Here is a 23,084-nt window from a genome sequence, read left to right as displayed (position 1 = left end):
CCATGCGAGCCATCATTCTTGCGGCAGGCCTCGGCTTGCGCCTGCAACAACCGCCCGAGGCGCAGTTCCCGAAGTGCCTGCTGCGCTTCGACGACGTTTCGCTGCTCGAGCGGCATCTGCGCGTGCTCGATGCCGCGGGCGTCGACGAGATCGTGCTCGGGCTGGGCTTCCAGCACGAGAAGGTCGAGCAGGAATTGAAGCGCCTCGGCCGCCAGGCCGAGATCGTGATCAACGACCGCTACGACCTCGGCAGCGTGCTGACCGTGCATACCGTCGCCGATGCGATGACGCGCGGCGGCGACGTGCTGCTGATGGACGCCGACGTGCTGTATGACGAGAACATCCTGCACGCGCTGGTGGCCGATTCCGACAAGGCGGTCGACCGCCTGCTGATCGATCGCGACTTCGAAGCCGGCGACGAGCCCGTCAAGCTGTGCCTGAAGAACGGCGTGCCGGTCGAGCTGCGCAAGCAGCTCGCGGTCGACCTCGAGTACGACACGATCGGCGAATCGGTCGGCTTCTTCCGCTTCACCGAAGGCACCGCGCGCCGCCTCGCGACGATCGTCGCGGGCTACGTCGACAGCGGCCGCGCGAACATGCCGCACGAGGAAGCCGTGCGCGACCTGCTGCTCGAAGGCGGTCATTCGTTCGACGTCGCCGACGTCACCGGCTCGCCGTGGATCGAGATCGACTTCCCGAACGACGTCAACCGCGCCACGCAAGAAATCCTCCCCCTGATTCAACGTACCACCGCAGGAGTCGCACGATGAACGCACGCGAACCCAACTTCACCGAATCGCGCAGCGCACGCCTGCGCCGCATGCTCGTCAGCAGCGACCTCGAATTCCTGATGGAAGCGCACAACGGCCTGTCCGCGCGGATCGTCCGCGAGGCCGGCTTCAAGGGCATCTGGGCATCGGGCCTCGCGATCTCCGCGCAGTTCGGCGTGCGTGACAACAACGAGGCGAGCTGGACCCAGGTCGTCGACGTGCTCGAATTCATGGCCGACGCGAGCGACCTGCCGATCCTGCTCGACGGCGACACCGGCTACGGCAACTTCAACAACGTGCGCCGCCTCGTCAAGAAGCTCGAGCAGCGCGGCATCGCCGGCGTCTGTATCGAGGACAAGCAGTTTCCGAAGACGAACAGCTTCATCGGCGGCGAGCGCCAGCCGCTCGCGGAAATCGACGAGTTCTGCGGCAAGATCAAGGCCGGCAAGGATTCGCAGACCGATCCCGACTTCTCGATCGTCGCGCGCGTCGAGGCGCTGATCGCAGGCTGGGGGATGGACGAGGCGCTGCGCCGCGCGAACGCGTATGCGGAAGCCGGCGCCGACGCGATCCTGATCCACAGCAAGCTGTCGCGCCCGGACGAGATCCTGCAGTTCGCGCGCGAATGGAGCGGCAAGGCGCCGCTCGTGATCGTGCCGACCAAGTATTACAGCACGCCGACCGATGTGTTCCGCCAGGCCGGCATCAGCACCGTGATCTGGGCGAACCACCTGATCCGCGCATCGGCATCCGCGATGCAGGCGACCGCTCGCGAGATCCACGAGAGCGAAACGCTGATCAACGTCGAGGACCGCGTCGCATCGGTCAACGAGATCTTCCGCCTGCAGGACGCCGACGAATACTCGGCCGCAGAGCGTATCTACCTGTCGTCGTCGTCGCGCGCGTCGAACGCGGCGATCGTGCTCGCCGCGAGCCGTGGCAAGGGCCTCGAAGCCGTGACCGAAGACAAGCCGAAGGTCATGCTGCCGGTCGCCGGCAAGCCGCTGCTGCGCTGGCTCGTCGACGGCTTCAAGACCCACGGCGTGAACGACATCACCGTGGTCGGCGGCTATCGTGCCGACGCGATCGACACGTCGGGCATCAAGCTCGTCGTCAACGAACGCCACGCGCAAACGGGTGAACTCGCGTCGCTCGCGTGCGCGGCTGAACGCCTGACCGGCGACACCGTGATCTCGTACGGCGACCTGCTGTTCCGCAGCTACATCGTGCGCGACCTCGCGGAGAGCGAGGCCGAGTTCAGCGTGGTGGTCGATTCGTCGCTCACGGAGACCAACCAGAGCGTGCGCGATTTCGCGCTCTGCTCGGCTGAGGACGATCGCGGCCTGTTCGGCCAGAAGACGTACCTGCAACGCGTCTCGAGCGATGTCGCCGCAGGCACGCCGCACGGCCGCTGGATCGGCCTGCTGAACGTGCGCGGCGCCGGTGTCGACCGCCTGAAGGCAATGCTCGTCACGCTGCAGGCGCGTCCTGATTTCGACACGCTCGACATCCCGTCGTTGCTCAACGAACTGATCGCCGCCGGCGAGAAGATCGAGGTGCAGTACGTGCACGGCCACTGGCGCGGCGTCAACGATCTCGAAGACTTCCGCCGCGCAGGCGACTTCGCGCACGGCCAGACGCCGCTGTCCGAACCGGGCGCCGGCAACGGGGGCGCGCAATGATCGAAGCGGCCCAGTTCGTCGAGGCCGCGCGCGAGCGCGGTTTCGACTGGTACGCGGGCGTGCCCTGCTCGTACCTGACGCCGTTCATCAATTACGTGCTGCAGGACCCGACGCTGCATTACGTGTCGGCCGCGAACGAAGGCGACGCGGTCGCGCTGATCGCGGGCGCGACGCTCGGCGGCAAGCGCGGCATTGCGATGATGCAGAACTCGGGGCTCGGCAACGCGGTGAGCCCGCTCACGTCGCTGACCTGGACGTTCCGCCTGCCGCAACTGCTGATCGTCACGTGGCGCGGTCAGCCGGGCGTGGCCGACGAGCCGCAGCACGCGCTGATGGGCCCGATCACGCCCGCGATGCTCGACACGATGGAGATCCCGTGGGAGACGTTCCCGACCGACCCCGAACAGGTCGGCCCGGCACTCGACCGCGCGATCGCGCACATGGACGCGACGGGCCGCCCGTACGCGCTCGTGATGCAGAAAGGCAGCGTCGCGCCGTATGAACTGAAGGCCAACCCGGCCGCGAAACCGCGCGCGCATGTCGCCGCGCAAGCGTCGTCGCGCGCCGCGTCGGCCGAAGCCTGGCCGACCCGCCAGGCCGCGCTGCAGCGCGTGATTGCGCACACGCCGGTCGATTCGACCGTCGTGCTCGCGTCGACCGGCTTCTGCGGCCGCGAACTCTACGCAATCGACGATCGCCCGAACCAGCTGTACATGGTCGGCTCGATGGGCTGCGTGACGCCGCTCGCGCTCGGCCTCGCGCTCGCGCGCCCCGACCTGCGCGTGGTCGCGGTCGACGGCGACGGCGCCGCGCTGATGCGCATGGGCGTGTTCGCGACGCTCGGCACCTACGGCCCGGCCAACCTCACGCACGTGCTGCTCGACAATGGCGCACACGAATCGACGGGTGGCCAGGCGACGGTGTCGCAACATGTTTCGTTCGCGGGTGTTGCCGCCGCGTGCGGGTATGCGTCGGCGGTCGAAGGCGACACGCTCGACGTGCTCGATACGGCGCTTGCTTCGTCGGCCGATGGCGCGCAGTTCGTGCGTGTCGCGATCCGCACCGGCGTGCCCGACGGCCTGCCCCGCCCGACCGTCACACCGGTCGAGGTCAAGACCCGTCTGATGCGGCACATCGGCGCCGCGCAGACCGAAGCCCACGTTGAAGGAGCCCATTGATGCTGCTGCTGAACCCCGGCCCGGTCACGCTCACCGAACGCGTGCGCCGCAGCCTGCTGCAACCCGACCTGTGCCATCGCGAAAGCGAATTCTTCGATCTGCAGGATGAAGCGCGTCAGCGTCTCGTCGCCGCGTATGAACTCGATCCGGCCGAGTGGACGGCCGTGCTGATGACCGGTTCGGGTACGGCCGCGGTCGAAAGCATGATCGCGGCGCTCGTGCCGAAGGATGGCAAGCTGCTCGTGATCGAGAACGGCGTCTATGGTGAGCGGATCACGCAGATCGCGACGCAGTACGGGATCGCGCATGACGTGCTGAAGCATGAGTGGATGCAGGCACCTGATCTCGCAGAGATCGGTGCGCGACTCGATGCGGGCGGTTACTCGCACGTCGCCGTGATTCATCACGAAACGACGACGGGCCGGCTGAACGATCTCGGGGCGATTGCCGACGTGTGCCGTGCGCGCGGCGTGAAAATGCTCGTCGACGGCGTCAGCAGCTTCGGCGCGGAAGCGATCGACTTCGCCGGCGGCGACATCGACGCGGTTGCCGCGACTGCGAACAAGTGCCTGCACGGCGTGCCGGGCGCAGCGTTCGTGATCGTGCGCCGCAGCGCGCTCGCGAAGGCGGCGAGCCGTACTTACTACCTCGATCTCGGCCGTCTCGCGAAGCTGCAGGATCAGCGGAATACGCCGTTCACGCCTTCCGTGCATGCGTATTACGCGCTCGTCGAGGCGCTGCGCGAGTTCGATGAGGCGGGTGGCTGGCGTGCGCGGCATGCACATTACAAGGCGCTCGCCGATCAGGCACAGGCCGGGCTCGCAGCGCGCGGGATGCCGCTGGTGCTGCCGGAAGGTGAATCGTCGGTTGTTCTTCGTGCTTATCGGTTGCCGCAGGGTGTGACGTACGAAACGCTGCACGACGGGTTGAAGGCACGTGGCTTCGTGATCTACGCGGGGCAAGGCGGGTTGTCGAAGGAGCTGTTCCGGATTTCGACGATGGGCGCGATCCAGGCGGCCGATGTCGATCGGTTGCTGGAGGGGTTTACAGCGCTGACGCAGTAAGCGCCTGACATCTTCGTCTACGAAAGGCCCGCAAGGGCCTTTTTTATTTTTCGTGGATTGCTCGGAAACAGCGGGAAATGCCGCCTCGACGCGGCCGTTGAAACCGGGCAACGCTCGAGCGCAACGAGCGCCTCGGCAACGGTCGAAGGCAAGCGCTAATCCGCCCCGATCACCACCACCGATCCGGCCCAGCCATTCGCTCCTTCGGTGGAGATAACGAGCAGGTCGCCCGTGCCGGGCGCGGCAACAACGCGCTCACCGCCCGCTGCCCAGATCGCACTACGACCCGCCGACTCCCAACCACCGGTGACGCCGCCATGGTTGGCCATCAGTACGACCATATTGTGGTTGGCCGCATAGCCTGCCAACAGCCCGGTATCGTACGGGTAGCCGTTGTCGGTAATGAGCGCGCTCGCCGCGTATACCCGCGCGCCCGAATCTGCCGCGTTCGCCGCGTGGGTGGCATGCGAGAAATCGGCGCAGATGGCCAGCGCGATCGAATTCCCGTCGACGATCACCGCCGGGCCTCCATTTCCCGCTGCAAACACAACGTCTTCGCCGGGATGCAAATGCTGCTTGGTGTGCGCGTGTATGCCATGAACGCCAAGGGTGAACGCGCCGATGAACACTTCCGGTTGACCTTCACGCGTCAGAGGCGCCCCAACAACGATGGTCATGCCCAGTCGCTGCGCGGCGGCCAGCAACGGCAGGAGCCGTGGGTCCTCGCATCGCATTGCGAGTTGACGGCCAAGCTGCTGCTCGTATCCCGTCAAGGACATTTCGGGAAATACCAGATACTTGACGCCGTGTTCCGCGGCCGCGTGGACGAAGGTCAAATGCCGAGCCACGTTGGCTTCAATGTCTCCTGCTTTGGCGCTGAACTGCGCGGCGGCGATCGTGAATGTGTCCATGAGAGATAGAGTCGGGGGTTCGCGTAGGCGTCTCGCAGTATCGAGGTCTTGTTTCGAACCAACTACAATGGATACTTATTGATCTATTGAATTTTGTTATGTCGCCGCGGGATATCGAAATCTTTCGAGCACTGATGACCGCCGGTACGACAGCCCGCGCAGCCGAGTTGCTGGGGATCAGCCAGCCTGCGGTCAGCCAGGCCATTCAGCGGGTCGAGTCATTTGCCGCCGTGCGGCTGTTTGAGCGCGTTCGCGGACGCATGATCCCGACGAACGAGGCGAATGTCCTGATGACCTCGATCGAGCGATACTTCGTCGGCTTTGAAACCGTTGAGCACGTCATTCGCAGTCTGGGCTCGTACAAGCAGGGACGACTCGTGATTGCCTGCTTCCCCGCCCTGGGGAACTGTTTTCTGCCGCGCGCCATCGCCGGGTTTCATCGCGACTCGCCCGGCATTCAGCTGTCGTTGCAAGTCATGAGTTCCCGAGAGGTGCATCAGCAAGTTCAATCCGGCGTAGCCGACATCGGCCTGATGGCTAGCGAGATGCCGACTGCCGGTCTCGAGCATTCGGTATTCAGCGCACTGCCTGGCGTCATCGCCATGGCGCCCGATCATCCGCTGGCTCAACGGTCGGTCGTTACACCGGCGGATCTTCAATCCGATCACTTCATTTCACTGAACGCGGAGGATGTCACACGACGCGCGCTGGAAGCAGCACTGGCACATGAAGGGATCACGCTACGCACGATCGTCGAAACGCCCTACTCGATCAGTGCCTGCGAGTTCGCGCGCAGTGGCATCGGACTGGCGTTCGTTCATCCCGTCGCGGCCATCGACTTCATTCCTCGTGGACTGGTCATCAGGCGTTTTTCGCTGGATGTTCCGTTCCAGGATCGAATCATTTTCCGCCCGGGCAAGCCCTTGTCCGAGCATACGAAATCGATTCTGAAACTGCTTCGGCTGCAACTGGACAAGGACTGCAAGCAGCTGCAGCTTGCTTTGAGGGCGAGGAAGGGTACGGGTCGTCACGCATGACCTGTTCATCACCCGCTGACCGGCCGCTCCCGATCGGCAAGCAACATCCACGGCATCCATGAAGAACCTTTTTTCATCGTGAACATGAGACTCCTCCGCTTCGCCCCGCTGCTGGCGCTCGCCACCGCCTCCGCCGTTCAGGCTGCCGACAACCAGGCGTGTGACGACGCAACCGTCGTTGCGGTCGCCCGCTGGGCTGGCGTCGCGAGCGCACGCGTCGCCGCACGCGACACGAACCGGCTCGTTGTCGCGTCCGCATGCAAGGTCATGCCGAATGCACCGGAAACGACGATCGCAGCCGTTGCATTCGATTCGCTTCCCAAAAGCAAGAACCCGGACGAAAGCAACAAGCTGCAGGTCGTCGCGCTGGTCGAAGGCGGCAAGGTCGTGGCGGCCGAACGGTCAGTGGTTCAGGAAGATGCAGTCACGGAAGTCGATGCAGACAGCTATCGCATTGATACCGCCCCCTACCGGCTGTCGCCTGACGTGCGTGCGTTCGGCGTCGTGTTCACGAGCAGCGCGCGCGGGCCGAGTTGTGCAGACGCCTACTCCGAGAACGAACTGACGCTGTGGATTCGCGACGGCGCCCGCATCCGTCCTGTATTCGGTACCAATCTCAAAGGCTGGGTCGCTGTCACCGGCCCCGTGTGCGAGCCCGACACCCGCGACCTGCATAGCGAGTCCGCACGGATGACGATTGCCGTCGAAAAGACATCGCACAACGGTTTCGCGGATCTGTCGATTACGGCGCACGTCGCCAATATGGAAAGCGACGACGACAAAGACTCAGGCACGGGAAAACGTACCGTGCGCACGATCGTCAAATACGACGGCAAGTCGTACGGAATCGATATGTTCCGCGACTTCTGGTATTCACCCGCTTCCAGGAAACGCTTCAAGTAAGACTGCGCCCCGCCCGCCTGCTCCATCGCCTTCGGCCCGATCTTCGCGCCACGGGTTCGCCGACCTGTCGATCACCGCGCGTGTCGATCCGCCGCAGCGCAAGGACAAGCGCCCGGTCCGCACGATCGTCCGCTACGACGGCAAGTCGTACGGCGTCGATATGTACCGGAACTTCTGGTATCCGCCTTCGATGCTCAAATGACGTGGCGGCCTACTCCGCCACCTTCGCTCCGATCGCCTCCCCCGACGCCGGCATCCGCAGCGCGTCGTCACGTACACGTCGCATCTCGCGCGCCGAATACCGATCCTTCAACCGCAGGAACGGTTTTTCAACGAGGAAGTAGCTGGCTGTCGCGGCCATCAGCGCCCACACGATGCCAAGCGGAAACGCATGCGGGACCTGTAGATCCGGATTCGCAAACGGCTGCTGCCACAGATAGAGGCTGAACGAGATCGTGCCGACGAACACGACCGGCCGCGCGCGCAACCATCGCGCGCACCAGAACTCATTGCGGAAATTCAGCACGACGATCACGATCGCGATCAATGCGGCCTCGAGCGTCACGCCATACGTCGCATTCCAGAACCCGCCGAGCCGATGTTCGGCGAGCGGCATGCCGATCAGCACGACAACGATGATCGCCGTCACGATGCGCGTCTCGCCACGCCACGTGCGAATCCACGCTTCGAGCCGTTCGCGGTTGAGCGACACATAGCAGCCGATCAGGATCGGATCGACGCCCGTGTGGAGCATCATTCCAAGTTGCCCGCGCAACGCGGGCGCAACGAAATACGTGACGGCGCGCACCAGCGGCACGATCAGGATCAGCACGGCCAGCCAGCGCGTGCCGCTGCGGCGCATCCCATACACGAACAGCAGCGGCCAGAACCAGTAGAACTGTTCCTCGAGCGCGAGCGACCAGAAATGGCCGAGATACCACGCGCCGTCCGGATGCAGCGTGTTGTCGCCGGTCAGCCCGAACCACGCCGAGTAGTTCCACAGGTGCAGCGCCGCATACAGCCACTGCCGGCGGTCGACGTCGAACCAGCCGGCGAAGGCCACGATCGCGACCGCCGCGAGATAGACGTAGCAGGCCGGCCAGATCCGCAGCGCGCGGCGCACGTAGAACGACGTCAGCGCGATGCCGCCCGTGCGCGCGAACTCGGCGCGCAATACGTTGGTGATCAGGAAGCCGCTGAGGACGAAGAAGATCAGCACGCCGAGCCGGCCGTCGGCAATCAGCCGCAACGGCGCGTACCAGCCCGTGTAGCCGCCGGGCAGCACGTGCTCGGCGTGTCCGACTACAACCATCGCCACCGCGACGGCGCGCAACCCGGTCAACTGCGTGACGCGATGGTTCATCGGCTGGTTTCCGTTGGCACGGTGGATGGGCAGCAGACCGGCGCCCGCGCTTCGGCACGCCGATATGCCGCCGGGATTTTGTATGAAAAATATCGGAATGAAATTGCTTCAAAAATCCCCGGGCCGATACGGGCGGCCGCGCACGCCACCACGAGCCAACGTCCGGGGCGGCGAATGGGCATAATGACTAGCCATTCCCGGCGGCGGCCGGTCCGATGCCAACACAACGATTTTTGCGGCGGTGCAGTATCCGCAGTCCCCCGCCCGCTCATCGGCCCGCGCGTCGTCCGCCTCCTGTCGACCCTTACCCGGAGCCTGCCTGTGTACCCACCGATCGAACCCTACGCCCACGGCCATCTCGACACCGGCGACGGCCACCGCATCTACTGGGAGCGTTGCGGCAACCCGGCCGGCAAGCCCGCCGTGTTCCTGCACGGCGGCCCCGGCGCCGGCTGCAGCCCCGACCATCGCCGCCTGTTCGATCCGGAGCGCTACGACATCCTGCTGTTCGACCAGCGCGGCTGCGGGCGCTCGACGCCGCATGCAAGCCTCGAGAACAACACGACGTGGCATCTGGTCGCCGATATCGAACGCCTGCGCGAGATGGTCGGCGCGGAAAAGTGGCTCGTGTTCGGCGGCTCGTGGGGCAGCGCGCTGTCGATCGCGTACGCGGAAACGCACCCCGAGCGCGTGAGCGCGCTGGTCGTGCGCGGCATCTTCACGATGCGTCGCGCGGAATTGCTGTGGTACTACCAGGAAGGCGCATCGTGGCTGTTCCCCGACCTGTGGGAAGCCTTCCTTGCACCGATTCCGGAAGCCGAGCGCGGCGACCTGATGGCCGCCTACCATCGCCGGCTGACCGGTAATGACGAAGCCGCGAAGCTCGAAGCCGCCCGCGCGTGGAGCAGCTGGGAAGGCCGCACGATCACGCTGCTGCCCGACCCCGCCCTCGCCGCGCACTTCGCGGACGGGCACTATGCACTCGCGTTCGCACGGATCGAGAATCACTACTTCGTGAACAAGGGCTTCGTCGAAGAAGGCCAGCTGCTGCACGACGCGCATCGCCTCGCCGGCATTCCGGGTGTGATCGTGCAGGGTCGCTATGACGTCGCGACACCCGCGCGTACCGCATGGGATCTGTCGAAGGCATGGCCGGACGCGACGTTCGAGATCGTGCCCGGCGCCGGGCATGCGTACAACGAGCCGGGGATCCTCGAGGCGCTGATCGCGGCAACGGACCGGTTCGCCGCGTAGTCCATGTAATGCAACGCGGTGCGTGCGGCCGTGCCTGCCGGCACGCTCACGCACCGCCCGATCAAAGCGCGGTTTCGACGATCGTCCTGCCGCTGATTGCCCGCTCGACGAGTTGTTCGTCGCCGACCTTGCGGATCGCATCGTCGAGCAGTCCTTCCGGCGCCTCGGTCGCCACCTTCAGCAAGCCCGACAGGCCGCGCGCATCGAGCACTACCAGCGTCTCCATCGAATCCGCACGGCTCACGAGCACGCGGCGCAACGCCGGCCCCGCGCCGAAGCTCGCGCAGAGCGCAATCGTGTCGCTGCCGAGCGGGTAGTCGAAGTGCTTGATCATGGTCTGCCGCCGTTGCAAGGGAATGGCGATGCGCGACGGTGCGGCGCCGTAACGTCGGCGCACCCGCGCGTGCCGCCGGTGCCCCGGATCGAGTCCGATCCGTTCGCCGGCATGACCATGCTAGGCGTGCAGTATTAACGAAGACTTAAACCGCACTCGCGCGGGCACTCGGCATGCCGCATACGTTATGGCGCATCAAGCGGCTCCACCGTCACACCGACCTTCAGCTCCTGATCCGCACCGCCACCGCGGATCACGCCGCGCAGCGGTGTCACGTCGGCATAGTCGCGGCCGATCGACAGCATCACGTAGTCGTCGCCCGGCGCGCGATCGTTGGTCGGATCGAGTTGCAGCCAGCCGTTGTCCTCGGGCCACGCCGGGTCGTACACCTCGACCCACGCATGCGACGCGTCGGCGCCGATCAGCCGCGGCTGCCCGGGTGGCGGCTGCGTGAGCAGGTAGCCGCTCACGTAACGCGCGGCGAGCCCGAGCGAGCGCAGCGCGCCGATCATCACGTGCGCGAAATCCTGGCACACACCCTTGCGCAAGCGCAGCGCATCGAGCGCCGACGTCGTGATGTCGGTGCTGTTCGGCGTATACGCAAAATCGGCATGCACGCGCCGCATCAGCTCCCACGCGGCCTGCACGAGCGGCCGTTGCGGCGTGAAGCTCGCGGCCGCATACGCGGCGAGCTCGGGATCGCACGCGACGTGCGGCGACGTGAACACGAATTCGCTCGCCGCGTCGTAAGGCTGCCCCGCGCGGAACCGCAAGCGGTCGCGTACGGCTTCCCACGCCGTTGCCCGTTTCCCGTCGGGATGCGCGATGGCGGGCGGCGGCGCCCCGCGCGCACCGAGCGACCACACGGGCGGCGTCACGCGTACCGTGCTGCGGCTACGCACGAGCAGTGCATCGTGCGGCTGGTTCAACGCAAACGACGCGCGCGCGTTGCCGAATGCATCGATCTCGGTACCGACCGATTCCGGCGCGGGATCGATGTCGAGCGCGAACGACAGCACCTGCTGACGCGGCGTGACGAGCGGTTGCAGGCGCGCCTGATGCTGCGCCGATTCGACGCGCGCCGCGTAACGGTATTCGGTGTCGTGCGTGACGCGCAGCAACCGGCCGGGTGCAACGTCGGCCTTTGTAGCCGGCGCGATTGCTGATGCCGGTGCCGATGCGCTCCGCTCTTTCCCGGAACCGGGTGGCACTTTCGCCGCGCCTTTCGTCGTCACCATAACGTCCTGCCCGCCTCGCGCACGTGGCTGAAATAGCGCTCGCCGATCCGGTTCGACAGTTCCCAGACCGCCTTCGCCGTCGTATCGAGCGCATCGAGCAGCTTGTCGTGCCGGCCGCCGTCGCCGGTCTCGCACAGCTCGTGCAGCGACCACGCGGGGACGTCGGGAATCGTCTCGGCCAGCTCCGACAGCGCATAGCCTTCGCTGCGCTCGACCTTCGTCAACCGGCCGCGCAGCGCCTGCACGACCCAGCCGAGCGAACGCGGGTTGTCGGTATCGAGCACGACGAGCGACAGCAGCGGCGCGACGTCGAAGCCGCGCTGGAACCGCGAACGGAACGTGATCGTGCTGTCGAACAGCTCCAGCACGAGCTCGAAGCCATCCTGCCGATGCACGGCGCCTTCGTCGAACGCAGCCTTCAGCACGCTGCACAGGAAGTCCAGCCGGTCGATCTGCCGGCCGATCGACAGCAACCGCCAGCCGTCGTCGCGCGTCATGTTGTCGGTCTGCGCGCCGGTGATCGCGCCGAGCAGCAGGCCAAGGCGCTCCAGCAACTGCAGCGCCTCGTTGCCGATCTGCTCTTCGGCTTCCGGCAAGCCCGCACTGTCCGCGAACAGCTGGGTCGCGTCGTCGATCAACCGCCACTGGTCGCTCGACAGTCGTTCGCGGATCGCGGCGGCCGCACCACGCATCCCGAACAGGCACGACGCGATGCCCGACGTGCGATCCGCGCCGCGCGTCAGCGACGTCGCGAGCGCGTGCTGGAACGCACGCGGCGCATCGACGGCGTTCGGCGCATCGGCCGCGATCAGGCCCGTGTCGCGACACAGCGTGTCGAGCAGCTCCAGGTGCGCGGGGCTGTCGACGTCGTCCTCGCCGCGCAGCCGTTCGAGCGCGGCCCGCGCGAGCCGCATCAGGTTGGTCGCGCGCTCGGTATAACGGCCGAGCCAGAACAGGTTCTCGGCCGCGCGGCTCGCGATCGCGCGCGGCCGCTCGACGAGATCGTCGGGCCCGAGGTGCGTCTGCAGCAGCGTCGTCGAATCGACGATGCCTTCGGTCATCACCCAGGTATCGACGGTGCTGCCGCCGCGCGGCATCGGCGCGTTGAACAACGTGTCGCGCGTACCGACCCGCGACAGCCCGCCCGGCAGAAGCCGCCAGCGCTGCGCGCCGTCGGCGAGCGCGAACACGCGCATCAGCAGCGGCTTCGGCAGGATGCGCGCGCCGCCGTTGCCGTCGGGTGCGTCCTGGCGCGGCCAGGTCGGCGCCTGCGACAGCGGCAGGTCGGCCTGCACCGTGTAGTGCTCGGGCCGCGCGAGGATCCGCGCGCGCCACTCGGCCAGCTGCGCCTGCGTGAGCCGCGCGCCGATCACCGGCTCGAACGGGCCGCCGGCCTGCACGTCGGGTGGATAGGATGCCTTGACGATGCTGCGCGCGAGTTGCGGCAGCGCGTCGTCGCACGCGGCCGTCTCGCCACACCACCACGAATGCACGGCCGGCAGCGTCAGCGTTTCGCCGAGCAGCCCTTCCGCGAGACGCGGCATGAAGCCGAGCATCGCCGGCGATTCGAGGAAGCCCGAGCCCGGCGCGTTCGCGAGCAGCACGTTGCCCGCGCGCACGGCCTGCAGCAGCCCCGGCACGCCGAGCATCGAATCGGGCCGCAGTTCGAGCGGATCGAGCCACGCGTCGTCGACGCGTCGCAGGATGCCGTGCACGGGTTCGAGCCCGGCCAGCGTCTTCAGGAAGACGCGGTTGTCACGCGCGGTCAGGTCGCCGCCTTCGACGAGCGTGAGGCCGAGGTAGCGCGCGAGATACGCATGCTCGAAATACGTCGCGCTGTGCGGCCCCGGGGTGAGCAGCACGATCCGCGAATTCTTGCGGGCCGGGCTGAGCGACTGCATGCTCTGCAGCAGCGCGCGGTACGCGGACGCGAGCCGCTGCACGCGCAGCCCGCGAAACCCGCGCGGAAAGAGCCGCGACACGATCAGCCGGTTTTCGAGCAGGTAGCCGAGCCCCGCCGCGCCCTGTGTGTGCTGCGCGACGATCCGCCACTGCCCGTCCGGGCCGCGCGCGAGATCGAACGCGACGACGTGCAGCCAGGTATCGCCCGGCACGCGCGCGCCGCGCATCGCGCGCAGGTAGCCGGGATGTCCGGTGACGAGCGCGGGCGGCAGGAGCCCGCGCTCGAGGATCGTCTGCGGCCCGTACAGGTCGGCCAGCGTCGCGTTGAGCAGCCGCACGCGCTGCAGCACGCCGCGCTCGATCGCGACCCAGTCCTCGGGCGTGACGATCAGCGGCAGCAGGTCGAGCGACCACGGGCCGGCCGCGCCGTCGCCGGCGCGCTGCTCGTGCAGTTGATAGAACAGGCCGTTCTCGCGCATGCGCCGGTACAGCGCGTCGGCGCGGCGATCGAGGTCGGCCACGCCGTCGCTGCCGATCGCCGTGAAGAAACTGCGCCATGCGGGCGCGAGCGCAGGCGCGTTCAGGCCGGCCGCGCTGCCGCGCAGTTCGTCGTAGCGGCCGGCGGCGGCCGGCGCCGCGAGCGCGGCGGCCAGTTCAGCGGCGTCCGGCTGTGCGCCGGTATCGAAAAGCGTGGGCATCGCGTCGGGGGCGGCGAGATGATCGGTGTCAATGGGCGGCACGGTGTCGTTCCGTCGTCAGGGCGCGGCCGCGCACGCGCGCCACCGCACCGGCGGCAAGCTGCTGCGGCGCGCGGCCGCAATCTGCCCGCATCCTAGCATTCCGGCAGGGCCGCCAGCGACCGGAACCGCCGGGTATCGCGAACCGCGCATCGTCGTCCGTCCTGTCATCGTCCGGTCACGGCCGCCGCAGGTCGAGCGTGAACGGGAATTCGCGGCTCGGCGCGGCAGCCGCGACATCCATCCGCCCCGGCGTATGCCCCATCTCGACGAAGCGTGCGAGCCGGCGGCTTTCGGCTTCGTACGCATTGACCGGGAACGTCGCGTAGTTGCGCCCGCCCGGATGCGCGACGTGATAGCGGCAGCCGCCGAGCGAACGCTGCAGCCACGTATCGACGATGTCGAACGTGAGCGGCGCGTGCACGCCGAGGGTCGGATGCAGCGCGGACGGCGGCGACCACGCCTTGTAGCGCACGCCCGCAACGTACTCGCCGACGGTGCCGGTCGGCTGCAGCGGCAGCGCGCGGCCGTTGACCGTCACGACGTGCCGGTTGTCGTTCAACCCCGTCACGCGCACTTCGAGCCGTTCGACCGACGAATCGACGTAGCGCACGTTGCCGCCGGGCGCGCCCTCCTCGCCCATCACGTGCCACGGTTCCAGCGCGCCGCGCAGCGACAGCTGCATCCCGTTCACCGCGATCTGGCCGAACAGCGGGAAGCGGAATTCGAAGTGCGGCGCGAACCACGCCGGATCGAACGCGAAGCCGGCGTCGCGCAGTTCCGTCAGCACGTCGTCGAAATCCATCTGAAGAAACTCGGGCAGCATGAAGCGGTCATGCAGCGCGGTGCCCCAGCGCGTGAGCGGCGTGGTGTACGGCGCAGCCCAGAAACGGGCGACCAGCGCGCGCAGCAGCAGTTGCTGCACGATGCTCATCCGTGCATGCGGCGGCATCTCGAACGCGCGCAGTTCGAGCAGGCCGAGCCGGCCGGTCGACGAGTCGGGCGAATACAGCTTGTCGATACAGAACTCGCTGCGGTGCGTGTTGCCGGTCACGTCGATCAGCAGGTTGCGCAGCACGCGGTCGACGAGCCACGGCGGCATGTCCTGCCCGAACAGCAGCTTGTTGCGCTGAATCTCCGCGAACGCGATGTCGAGCTCGTAGAGCTGGTCGTTGCGCGCCTCGTCGACGCGCGGTGCCTGGCTCGTCGGCCCGATGAAGAGCCCCGAGAACAGGTAGGACAGCGACGGATGGTTGTGCCAGTACGCGATCAGGCTCGCCAGGAGATCCGGGCGGCGCAGGAACGGGCTGTCGGCCGGCGTCGCGCCGCCGAGCACGAAGTGATTGCCGCCGCCCGTGCCGACGTGGCGGCCGTCGACCATGAACTTCTCGCTGCACAGCCGCGACTGCCACGCGGCGTCGTACAGGAATTCGGTGTGATCGACCAGCTCGTCGAAGTTCGCGGCCGGATGGATGTTCACCTCGATCACGCCGGGATCGGGCGTCACCTGCAGCAGCTTCAGCCGCGCGTCGCGCGGCGGCGGATAGCCTTCGAGCACGAGCTTCACGCCGAGCGCGTGCGCGGTCAGCTCGATCGCGCCGAGCAGCTCCAGATAATCCTCGAGCGCGGCAAGCGGTGGCATGAACAGGTACAGGATGCCGTTGCGCACTTCGACGCACAGCGCGGTGCGCGTGATCCACGCAGCCGATTCGAAACGCTCGGGGAGGCGACTCGGGTCGCGCGCGGCAGGCCGCCCTTTTCCGGCCGTGCCGTCGTCGCGCCACTGCATCACGGTCTGCGCGGACGCCTCGCGATGCACGCCGGACAGGTAGCGCGGCGCATCGGCCGGGCCCGCATAGCGCGCACGAATGGCCGCCGCTGTCGGCAGCGCGTCACGCGGCGCGAACGGATCGCGTTCGACCAGGTACGGATGGTCGGCGCGGCTGGCCCACGGCAGCGAATCGAGCGGCAGCCGATAGCCCATCGGCGAATCGCCGGGCACGAGGTACATCCGCTCATCGCGGAAGAACCACGGGCCCGTTTCCCAGCGCGGACCGTCGAGGCCCGGCGCTTCATCGGCGCGCTTGACCGGCAGCACGTAGCCGACCACGCTGTCGAGCTGCTGCTCGAACACCTTGCGCAGCCGCGCGCGTTCGAGCTCGTCGTCGAGCCGCGAGTCGAACGGGTCGACGTTGACTGGCAGCCGGCGTTCGCGCCACAGGTAGTACCAGACGTCCTCGTAGCCGGGCCGGATGAATTCGCCGGTCAGGTTCAGCCGCGCGGCCAGCGCGTCGATGAAGCGCTTTGCATCGTCGGTCGTGTAGGCGGACGGCTCGCGCTCGTCGGCGAACAGCGACGGATCGTGCCACACCGGCTGGCCGTCCGCACGCCAGAAGATCGACAGCGCCCAGCGCGGCAATTGCTCGCCCGGATACCACTTGCCCTGCCCGAAATGCAGGAAGCCGCCGTCGCCGTATTCGGCGCGCAGCCGCTGCACGAGCTCGGTCGCGTAGCCGCGCTTGGTCGGGCCGAGCGCGTCGGTGTTCCATTCGGCGCCGTCGCGATCGTCGATCGACACGAAGGTCGGCTCGCCGCCCTGCGTGAGCCGCACGTCGCCGGCCGCCAGCGCGCCGTCGACCTGCGTGCCGAGCGCCAGCACCGCGCCCCATTGCGAATCCGTATACGGCTTGGTCACGCGCGGCGATTCGTACACGCGCGTCACGCTCATCTCGTGCTCGAACGACACCTCGCACTCGTCGATCAGCCCCTCGACCGGCGCGGCGCTGGTCGGCTGCGGCGTGCACGCCAGCGGAATGTGGCCTTCGCCGGCGAGCAGGCCCGAGGTCGGGTCGAAGCCGATCCAGCCGGCGCCCGGCAGGTAGACCTCGCACCACGCGTGCAGGTCGGTGAAGTCGACCGACGTGCCGCTCGGGCCGTCGAGCGACTTCACGTCGGGCGTGAGCTGGATCAGGTAGCCCGACACGAAACGCGCGGCGATGCCGAGATGGCGGCACAGCTGCACGAGCAGCCATGCGCTGTCGCGGCACGAGCCCGACGCGAGTTCGAGCGTCTCTTCGGGCGTCTGCACGCCCGGCTCCATCCGCACGAGATAGCCGATGTCGCGCTGCAGCTGCTGGTTCAACGCGACGAGGAAGTTCACGGTACCGGCCGGCGTGCGGTCGACGCCGTCGACATACGCGCGGAACAGCGGCGCCGCACTCGTCTGCGGGTCGCACACGAGATATGGCGCAAGCTCGGTCTTCAGCGCATCGTCATAGCTGAACGGGTATTGCTCCGCGCTCGCTTCCAGGAAGAAGTCGAACGGGTTGTACACCGACATCTCGGCGACGAGATCGATCGTGATCTCGAAGTGCTCGGTGCGCTCCGGAAACACGAGCCGCGCGAGATAGTTCGCGAACGGGTCCTGCTGCCAGTTGACGAAGTGCTGTACGGGCTCGACCGTCATCGAATACGCGAGGATCGGCGTCCGGCAGTGCGGCGCGGGCCGCAGCCGCACGACCTGCGGGCCGAGGTTGACGAGCCGGTCGTAGCGATAGCGGGTGGTGTGATGCAGCGCGACGTGGATGGACATGGGAGCTCGGTTCGGGTTGGGCCGGCCGCGCGCCGCGTCGCGCTCGATGCGACGCGGCGGCCCGGCCTGGCGGATTCGGCGAAAGCGCGCGCGAGGTCAGACGAGTTCCGGCGTCTGTACGACGCTGATCTCGACGCCGACGGCCGTCGCGCCGAGCCCCGTCACCGGCTGCGCGTCGCGATAGTCGAGGCCGACCGCGATGCGCACGTAGCGCTCGTCCGGGCAGCGATTCATGAACGGATCGAACCCGACCCAGCCGAGCCCTTCGACATAGGCCTCGGCCCATGCATGGCCGGCCGGCTGCTGCATCAGCCCGGCCGCTTGCGGCTGCGCGCCGAGCGCCGGCTGCGGCAGCCCCTGCGACTGCGCGGCATGCGACGCGCCGAGCACCTGCTGCATGCCCTCGCCGCTCTGCAGCGCGAGCGCTTCTTCCTCCTCGACGTCGCCCGCGTTCTGCTTCGCGTCGGCGATGCGCTGCATCGCGCTGTCGGCCAGCACGTAGCCCGAGATATAGCGCGCGGGGATCTTCAGCACGCGCGCGGCCGCGATGAACGCATGCGCATGGTCGCGGCTCGTGCCCTCGCCGCTTTGCAACGCGGTTTCCGCATCGACGGGCGCTTCAGCGGCCAGGTTCGGCGCATACGCGATGCGGTCGTGCACTTCCGTCATCAGCCAGTGCAGCGCATCGAGGCTGCGCGGCTCGATCGGCAGCGCCTGCGTGAGCGCACGCACGGTGTCGCCCGCCTTCGTGAGCGCGGTTTCGCGCTCGAAGATCCACGGCGGCGCATAGCCTTCAGGATTGCCGATAATGCCCGAGCGGTCCTGCGTCTCGACGACGCCGGCCGCGATGACGACGATCTCGGCCTTCGCGCCGCGGTCGTGCCGCACGAGGTCGATCCGGTTGCCGAGCCCGTCGGCATAGGACAGCGTCGGCTCGACGCCGTCGATCGTGACCTGCCACGCGCGCACCGTCTGCCCGGGGCCCGACTGCGGGCGCAGCCGCAGCCGTTGCAGGGCATGGGTGGCTTGATCGTCGAACTGATAACGCGAGATGTGTCGGATGGCGAGTCGCATGGCAAGTCTCAGTCGAAGTTGTAAGCCTGGGCGATTTCGAGCCCGAGGCTGTTGTTGCGGCCGATGAAGTCGGTCAGGAACTCGTGCAGGCCGCTCTTGAAGATCCGCTCGACCGAGGTGTCGGACAGCATCTGCAGGATCTTCGCGGCCGTGTCGTGACACGGATGTGTCACGCCGTAATCCTTCGCGAGCAGGTTCAGGCTCGACACGACGCGCCCGTAGCAATAGCGCAGCGAGCGCGGCATGCGGCCGTTCAGGATCAGGTAGTCGGCGATGTTCATCGGCTTGTATTGCACGTCGTACACCCAGCGGTACGAACGGTGCGCGGCGACGCAGCGCAGGATCGTCTCCCACTGGTAGTTGTCGAGGATCGTGCCGACGTGCGACACCGACGGCAGCAGCAGGTGGTATTTGACGTCGATGATCCTCGCGGTGTTGTCCGCGCGCTCGACGAACGCGCCGATCTGCGCGAAATCGAAGATCTCGTTGCGCAGCATCGTGCTGTAGAAACTGCCGAGGATCAGCGCGGTTTCGCGCTTCACCTGGTCGAGCACGGCCGGCAGTTCGCTCTCCGGCACCGGCTGCGCCAATGCGCGGCGCAACGCGAGCCACGCGCCGTTCACGCTCTCCCACGCCTCGCGCGTGAGCGCCGTGCGCACCATCCGCGCGTTCGAGCGCGCGGCCTCGATGCACGACAGCACGCTCGACGGGTTGTCGCGGTCGCGCAGCAGGTAGTCGGTCACGGTATCGGCCGCATACGCGTCGTATTTCTGCCGGTAGCCGTCGTCCGTGCCCGAGCTGACGAGCACCGACGACCATTCGGCCGGCGCGTCGGACGTGCGCGTAAGCGCCATCCGCAGCCCGGCATCGACGATGCGCGCGATGTTCTCCGCGCGCTCGATATAGCGGTACATCCAGTAGAGACCGCTTGCAGTACGTCCCAGAAGCATCTCGTGTCCACTCCGTCTTCGTTCGGTTGGCGCGCCGGTTCCGGCGCGCGCGGTCGCGTCCGGCTCAGTCGGCCAGCACCCAGGTGTCCTTGGTGCCGCCGCCCTGGCTCGAATTGACGACGAGCGATCCCTCCTTCAGCGCGACGCGCGTGAGCCCGCCCGGCGTGATGCGGATCCGGTCCGACACCAGCACGAACGGCCGCAGGTCGACGTGGCGCGGCGCGAGGCCGGCTTCGGTCAGGATCGGCGTCGTGGACAGCGCGAGTGTCGGCTGCGCGATGTAGTTCGCGGGGCGCGCGCGCAGTTTCGCGGAAAACGCCTCGAGCTCGGCCTTCGACGCGCACGGCCCGACCAGCATCCCGTAGCCGCCCGAGCCGTGCACTTCCTTCACGACCAGTTCGTCGAGATGGTCGAGCACGTACTTCAGGCTGTCGGCCTCGCCGCAGCGCCAGGTCGGCACGTTCTCCAGCAACGCCTTGCGGCCCGTGTAGAACTCGACGATCTCCGGCATGTACGAGTAGATCGCCTTGTCGTCGGCGATGCCGGTGCCGGGCGCGTTCGCGATCGTGATGTTGCCCGCGCGGTACACGTCCATGATCCCCGCGACGCCGAGCACCGAATCGGGGCGGAACGTGAGCGGATCGAGGAACGCGTCGTCGACGCGGCGGTACAGCACGTCGATCGGGCGGAACCCTTCGGTCGTGCGCATCGCGACGCGGCCGTCGATCACCTGCAGGTCGCTGCCCTCGACGAGATGCACGCCCATCTGGTCGGCGAGGAACGAATGTTCGTAGTACGCGGAATTGTGGATGCCGGGCGTGAGCACGGCGACGGTCGGGTTGTCGGCGTTGCCGCCTGGCGGGCACACGGCCGCGAGCGACTGGCGCAGCATCTGCGGATAGGTTTCGACCGGACGCACCTTCACCTGCTGGAACAGCTCGGGGAAGAGCTGCATCATCGTCTCGCGGTTTTCCAGCATGTACGACACGCCGGACGGCGTGCGCGCGTTGTCTTCCAGCACGTAGAACTCGTTCTCGCCGGTGCGCACGATGTCGACGCCGATGATGTGCGTGTAAACGTTTCCGGGCGGCCGGAAGTCGATCATCTCCGGAACGAACGCTTCGTTGTGCGCGATCAGGTGCTTCGGCACGATGCCCGCGCGCACGATTTCCTGGCGGTGATAGATGTCGTCGAGGAACGCGTTGAGCGCCATCACGCGCTGCTCGATGCCGAGCGACAGCCGGCTCCATTCCGCGCCCGAGATGATGCGCGGGACGATGTCGAACGGAATCAGCCGCTCGGCGGCCTCCGCGTCGCCGTAGACGGCGAACGTGATGCCCGTCTTGCGGAACACGCCTTCCGCGTCGTGGGCTTTCTGGGCGAGGCTCGCGGGATTCTGCGTGTCGAGCCACTGCTTCAGGCGCGCGTAGGGCGCCCTTACCATGTCGCCGGATTGCAGCATTTCATCGAATGGCTTCATCGATCTTTTCTCCATCGATCGTTTTCCCCGGCATTGCGCATGCCGGACCGGCGTAACGACTGCGTCGCAAGGAACGTGCCTTGCGCGATCCCCTCGATAATCCCCCCTTTTTGCGCCGCGCCAGGCACGCCTGCGCGGCATGACGCACCACGGCGGTGCAGCACCCGGTGCGACGGGCGACGACGGTGCGTCGCAGGCGCGCATGCCCCATGCTGCGCTGCGACTTTCAAACATAGTTCCCCCGCGTGTCACGAATGTGCAATCTGCACTGCACAAAAAACGGCCCGCCCGGGCACAGGAACGCGCCGCAACGCAAGGATGGGAAGGCGGGCCGGTACGCGCACGGCGCAACCGGCCCTGGGGGGAAGTACCGTCTGCGGCCGCGCCGGCAGTTCGACGCGATGAACTGTCCGGTTAGCCGGGTCCGGCACCTCAACGCTATGCAGCCGTAATCCCGCCGACAACGCCCATGCATATTTCGACTGACACCCATCGAAAAAAAACATCGGGTCGCCGCATGCGAGGCGCGGTACGCTAGAACGTTCGTGCAGCGAAGCGGCGCCGCCCTTCAGGCGCCCGACTATAAAAAGCGAAGATCGAAATGGAAGCAAAGTGGCTGGAAGATTTCCTGAGCCTTGCGGATACCAAGAGCTTTTCCCGGGCCGCGCGTAACCGGCACCTCACGCAATCGGCATTCAGCAGACGAATTGCCGCACTCGAAACCTGGATGGACGCGAAGCTGGTCGACCGGAGCATCAACCCGATCACGCTGACGCCGGCCGGCCAGATGTTCCGCGGGCTCGCCGCGGACATCCTGCGCAGCATGTATGCGGCGCGCAATCTCGTGAACGGCTACGACCAGTTCGCGGCCAGCGACCAGGTCGTGCGTTTCGCGGTCGCCCACACGCTCGTCTTCACGCTGTTTCCCGAATGGCTCAAGCAGCTCAACGGCGAGGTCGGCCACGTGACCGCGCGCGTCAACGCGGTGAACGTACCGGAAGGCGTGCAGCAGCTCGTCGAAGGTGAATGCGACCTGCTGCTCGGCTATCACCATCCGCAGTTGCCGATCGTGCTCGACCCGAACCACTTCCCGTTCGTCAGCCTCGGCGTCGAACGGATCCTGCCCGTGTCGACGCCCGATGCGCGCGGCAAGCCCGTGTTCCAGCTGCCGGGCACCCCCGATGCGCCGCTGCCGCTGCTCGCGTATTCGTCGGGCGCATTTCTCGGCAACATCGTCGAGATGCTGCTGCTGAATGCGACCGAGCCGTACGTGCTGCACCGGTGCTTCGAGACACACATGTCCGAGGCCTTGAAGGGCATGGTCGTGGCCGGGCACGGAATTGGCTGGCTGCCGGAAAGCTGCGTCGCGAAGGAACTCGCGGAAGGCACGCTCGTGTGCGCGGGCGCCGGCGACTGGATCACCGAGCTCGAAATCCGCTTGTACCGGTCGGCCCGCAAGCGCGGGCTCGCGGCCGAGCAACTGTGGACCTACATCATGAACCGGCCGCGCGCGGCGGTCGACGGTGCCGTCGGCGCGACCGAAGCAGCGGCCGCGCCGGCGATGCGCATCGCGCGGCGCAGCGCGGGCGGCAGCCGCTGATCTTCGCGTTCCAGT

17 protein-coding genes are annotated in these 23,084 nt (G+C 67.2%); 8 read left to right on the top strand and 9 right to left on the bottom strand.

All coding sequences use genetic code 11. The features are described from left to right. Positions 1–2 precede the first annotated feature (2 nt). Genes LGN19_RS01685 through LGN19_RS01670 form a run of 4 tightly spaced genes read left to right on the top strand, consistent with a single transcriptional unit; the run spans position 3 to position 4,694 of the window. On the top strand, positions 3–770 hold the full coding sequence (locus LGN19_RS01685; protein WP_174956500.1) for an NTP transferase domain-containing protein: 768 nt from the start codon (positions 3–5) through the stop codon (positions 768–770). Beyond that, positions 767–2,452, top strand: a complete 1,686-nt coding sequence (aepX, locus tag LGN19_RS01680) for a phosphoenolpyruvate mutase (RefSeq protein WP_122949425.1) — start codon at positions 767–769, stop codon at positions 2,450–2,452. Before LGN19_RS01685 ends, aepX begins: the two co-directional genes overlap by 4 nt. Beyond that, on the top strand, positions 2,449–3,630 hold the full coding sequence (gene aepY / locus LGN19_RS01675) for a phosphonopyruvate decarboxylase (RefSeq protein ID WP_226212967.1): 1,182 nt from the start codon (positions 2,449–2,451) through the stop codon (positions 3,628–3,630). The genes aepX and aepY overlap by 4 nt, the downstream gene beginning before the upstream one ends. After that, positions 3,630–4,694, top strand: a complete 1,065-nt coding sequence (locus LGN19_RS01670) for a 2-aminoethylphosphonate aminotransferase (protein WP_226212966.1) — start codon at positions 3,630–3,632, stop codon at positions 4,692–4,694. The genes aepY and LGN19_RS01670 overlap by 1 nt, the downstream gene beginning before the upstream one ends. A gap of 155 nt (positions 4,695–4,849) precedes the next feature. On the opposite strand, the gene LGN19_RS01665 is transcribed toward LGN19_RS01670, so the two are convergent. Beyond that, the gene (locus LGN19_RS01665; protein ID WP_226212965.1) at positions 4,850–5,605 is read right to left on the bottom strand and encodes a carbon-nitrogen hydrolase family protein; all 756 of its coding nucleotides are present in this window, start codon (positions 5,603–5,605) and stop codon (positions 4,850–4,852) included. Positions 5,606–5,703: 98 nt separating this feature from the next. On the opposite strand from LGN19_RS01665, the gene LGN19_RS01660 reads away from it, so the two are divergent. Then, positions 5,704–6,642, top strand: a complete 939-nt coding sequence (locus LGN19_RS01660; RefSeq protein WP_226212964.1) for a LysR substrate-binding domain-containing protein — start codon at positions 5,704–5,706, stop codon at positions 6,640–6,642. Between the two features lie 84 nt (positions 6,643–6,726). Further along, entirely contained in the window at positions 6,727–7,545 is an 819-nt protein-coding gene (locus tag LGN19_RS01655; protein ID WP_226212963.1) for a multidrug ABC transporter ATPase, read from the top strand. Positions 7,546–7,756: 211 nt separating this feature from the next. Here the strand turns inward: LGN19_RS01655 and LGN19_RS01650 are convergent, their stop codons facing one another. After that, complete coding sequence (locus LGN19_RS01650) at positions 7,757–8,908, bottom strand: acyltransferase family protein (RefSeq protein ID WP_226212962.1); 1,152 nt, start codon at positions 8,906–8,908, stop codon at positions 7,757–7,759. 321 nt (positions 8,909–9,229) lie between these two features. Between LGN19_RS01650 and pip the strand changes: the two genes are divergently transcribed. Next, complete coding sequence (pip, locus tag LGN19_RS01645) at positions 9,230–10,162, top strand: prolyl aminopeptidase (RefSeq protein ID WP_226212961.1); 933 nt, start codon at positions 9,230–9,232, stop codon at positions 10,160–10,162. A 61-nt stretch (positions 10,163–10,223) separates the two neighbouring features. On the opposite strand, the gene LGN19_RS01640 is transcribed toward pip, so the two are convergent. From LGN19_RS01640 to LGN19_RS01610, 7 genes are all read right to left on the bottom strand, one after another. Then, positions 10,224–10,496, bottom strand: a complete 273-nt coding sequence (locus tag LGN19_RS01640) for a hypothetical protein (protein WP_122949761.1) — start codon at positions 10,494–10,496, stop codon at positions 10,224–10,226. A 185-nt stretch (positions 10,497–10,681) separates the two neighbouring features. After that, the gene (locus tag LGN19_RS01635; protein ID WP_226212960.1) at positions 10,682–11,734 is read right to left on the bottom strand and encodes a transglutaminase family protein; all 1,053 of its coding nucleotides are present in this window, start codon (positions 11,732–11,734) and stop codon (positions 10,682–10,684) included. Further along, positions 11,728–14,334: a circularly permuted type 2 ATP-grasp protein gene (locus LGN19_RS01630; protein ID WP_226213505.1), complete on the bottom strand. Its 2,607-nt coding sequence runs from the start codon at positions 14,332–14,334 to the stop codon at positions 11,728–11,730. Before LGN19_RS01630 ends, LGN19_RS01635 begins: the two co-directional genes overlap by 7 nt. A gap of 217 nt (positions 14,335–14,551) precedes the next feature. Beyond that, positions 14,552–17,965 carry a DUF2126 domain-containing protein gene (locus LGN19_RS01625; protein WP_226212959.1) on the bottom strand — a complete coding sequence of 1,138 codons (3,414 nt, stop codon included), beginning with the start codon at positions 17,963–17,965 and terminating at the stop codon, positions 14,552–14,554. Positions 17,966–18,061: 96 nt separating this feature from the next. After that, entirely contained in the window at positions 18,062–19,039 is a 978-nt protein-coding gene (locus LGN19_RS01620; RefSeq protein WP_174956507.1) for a transglutaminase family protein, read from the bottom strand. An 8-nt stretch (positions 19,040–19,047) separates the two neighbouring features. After that, positions 19,048–19,989 carry an alpha-E domain-containing protein gene (locus LGN19_RS01615; protein ID WP_043183282.1) on the bottom strand — a complete coding sequence of 314 codons (942 nt, stop codon included), beginning with the start codon at positions 19,987–19,989 and terminating at the stop codon, positions 19,048–19,050. Between the two features lie 64 nt (positions 19,990–20,053). Continuing rightward, positions 20,054–21,469 (bottom strand): circularly permuted type 2 ATP-grasp protein, encoded by a 1,416-nt coding sequence (locus LGN19_RS01610; protein ID WP_226212958.1) that lies wholly within the window; start codon positions 21,467–21,469, stop codon positions 20,054–20,056. A 601-nt stretch (positions 21,470–22,070) separates the two neighbouring features. Between LGN19_RS01610 and LGN19_RS01605 the strand changes: the two genes are divergently transcribed. After that, the gene (locus tag LGN19_RS01605; RefSeq protein WP_174956509.1) at positions 22,071–23,069 is read left to right on the top strand and encodes a LysR substrate-binding domain-containing protein; all 999 of its coding nucleotides are present in this window, start codon (positions 22,071–22,073) and stop codon (positions 23,067–23,069) included. The last annotated feature ends 15 nt before the right edge of the window (positions 23,070–23,084 follow it).

It is taken from the genome of Burkholderia sp. AU30198 (assembly GCF_020419825.1).
In the GTDB taxonomy this organism is placed as follows: Bacteria; Pseudomonadota; Gammaproteobacteria; order Burkholderiales; family Burkholderiaceae; genus Burkholderia.
Note: the sequence above shows the minus strand (reverse complement) of the source record. Positions and strands in the feature narration are given on the sequence as shown.

Bases quoted from the DNA above. Each gene is read 5' to 3' on its own strand.
- aepY (WP_226212967.1), top strand. From the start codon at position 2,449: ATGATCGAAGCGGCCCAGTTCGTCGAGGCCGCGCGCGAGCGCGGTTTC.
- LGN19_RS01640 (WP_122949761.1), bottom strand. From the start codon at position 10,496: ATGATCAAGCACTTCGACTACCCGCTCGGCAGCGACACGATTGCGCTC.
- aepX (WP_122949425.1), top strand. From the start codon at position 767: ATGAACGCACGCGAACCCAACTTCACCGAATCGCGCAGCGCACGCCTG.
- LGN19_RS01615 (WP_043183282.1), bottom strand. From the start codon at position 19,989: ATGCTTCTGGGACGTACTGCAAGCGGTCTCTACTGGATGTACCGCTAT.
- LGN19_RS01685 (WP_174956500.1), top strand. From the start codon at position 3: ATGCGAGCCATCATTCTTGCGGCAGGCCTCGGCTTGCGCCTGCAACAA.
- LGN19_RS01660 (WP_226212964.1), top strand. From the start codon at position 5,704: ATGTCGCCGCGGGATATCGAAATCTTTCGAGCACTGATGACCGCCGGT.
- LGN19_RS01655 (WP_226212963.1), top strand. From the start codon at position 6,727: ATGAGACTCCTCCGCTTCGCCCCGCTGCTGGCGCTCGCCACCGCCTCC.
- LGN19_RS01625 (WP_226212959.1), bottom strand. From the start codon at position 17,965: ATGTCCATCCACGTCGCGCTGCATCACACCACCCGCTATCGCTACGAC.
- LGN19_RS01650 (WP_226212962.1), bottom strand. From the start codon at position 8,908: ATGAACCATCGCGTCACGCAGTTGACCGGGTTGCGCGCCGTCGCGGTG.
- LGN19_RS01635 (WP_226212960.1), bottom strand. From the start codon at position 11,734: ATGGTGACGACGAAAGGCGCGGCGAAAGTGCCACCCGGTTCCGGGAAA.
- LGN19_RS01630 (WP_226213505.1), bottom strand. From the start codon at position 14,334: ATGCCCACGCTTTTCGATACCGGCGCACAGCCGGACGCCGCTGAACTG.
- LGN19_RS01670 (WP_226212966.1), top strand. From the start codon at position 3,630: ATGCTGCTGCTGAACCCCGGCCCGGTCACGCTCACCGAACGCGTGCGC.
- LGN19_RS01620 (WP_174956507.1), bottom strand. From the start codon at position 19,039: ATGCGACTCGCCATCCGACACATCTCGCGTTATCAGTTCGACGATCAA.
- LGN19_RS01665 (WP_226212965.1), bottom strand. From the start codon at position 5,605: ATGGACACATTCACGATCGCCGCCGCGCAGTTCAGCGCCAAAGCAGGA.
- LGN19_RS01605 (WP_174956509.1), top strand. From the start codon at position 22,071: ATGGAAGCAAAGTGGCTGGAAGATTTCCTGAGCCTTGCGGATACCAAG.
- LGN19_RS01610 (WP_226212958.1), bottom strand. From the start codon at position 21,469: ATGAAGCCATTCGATGAAATGCTGCAATCCGGCGACATGGTAAGGGCG.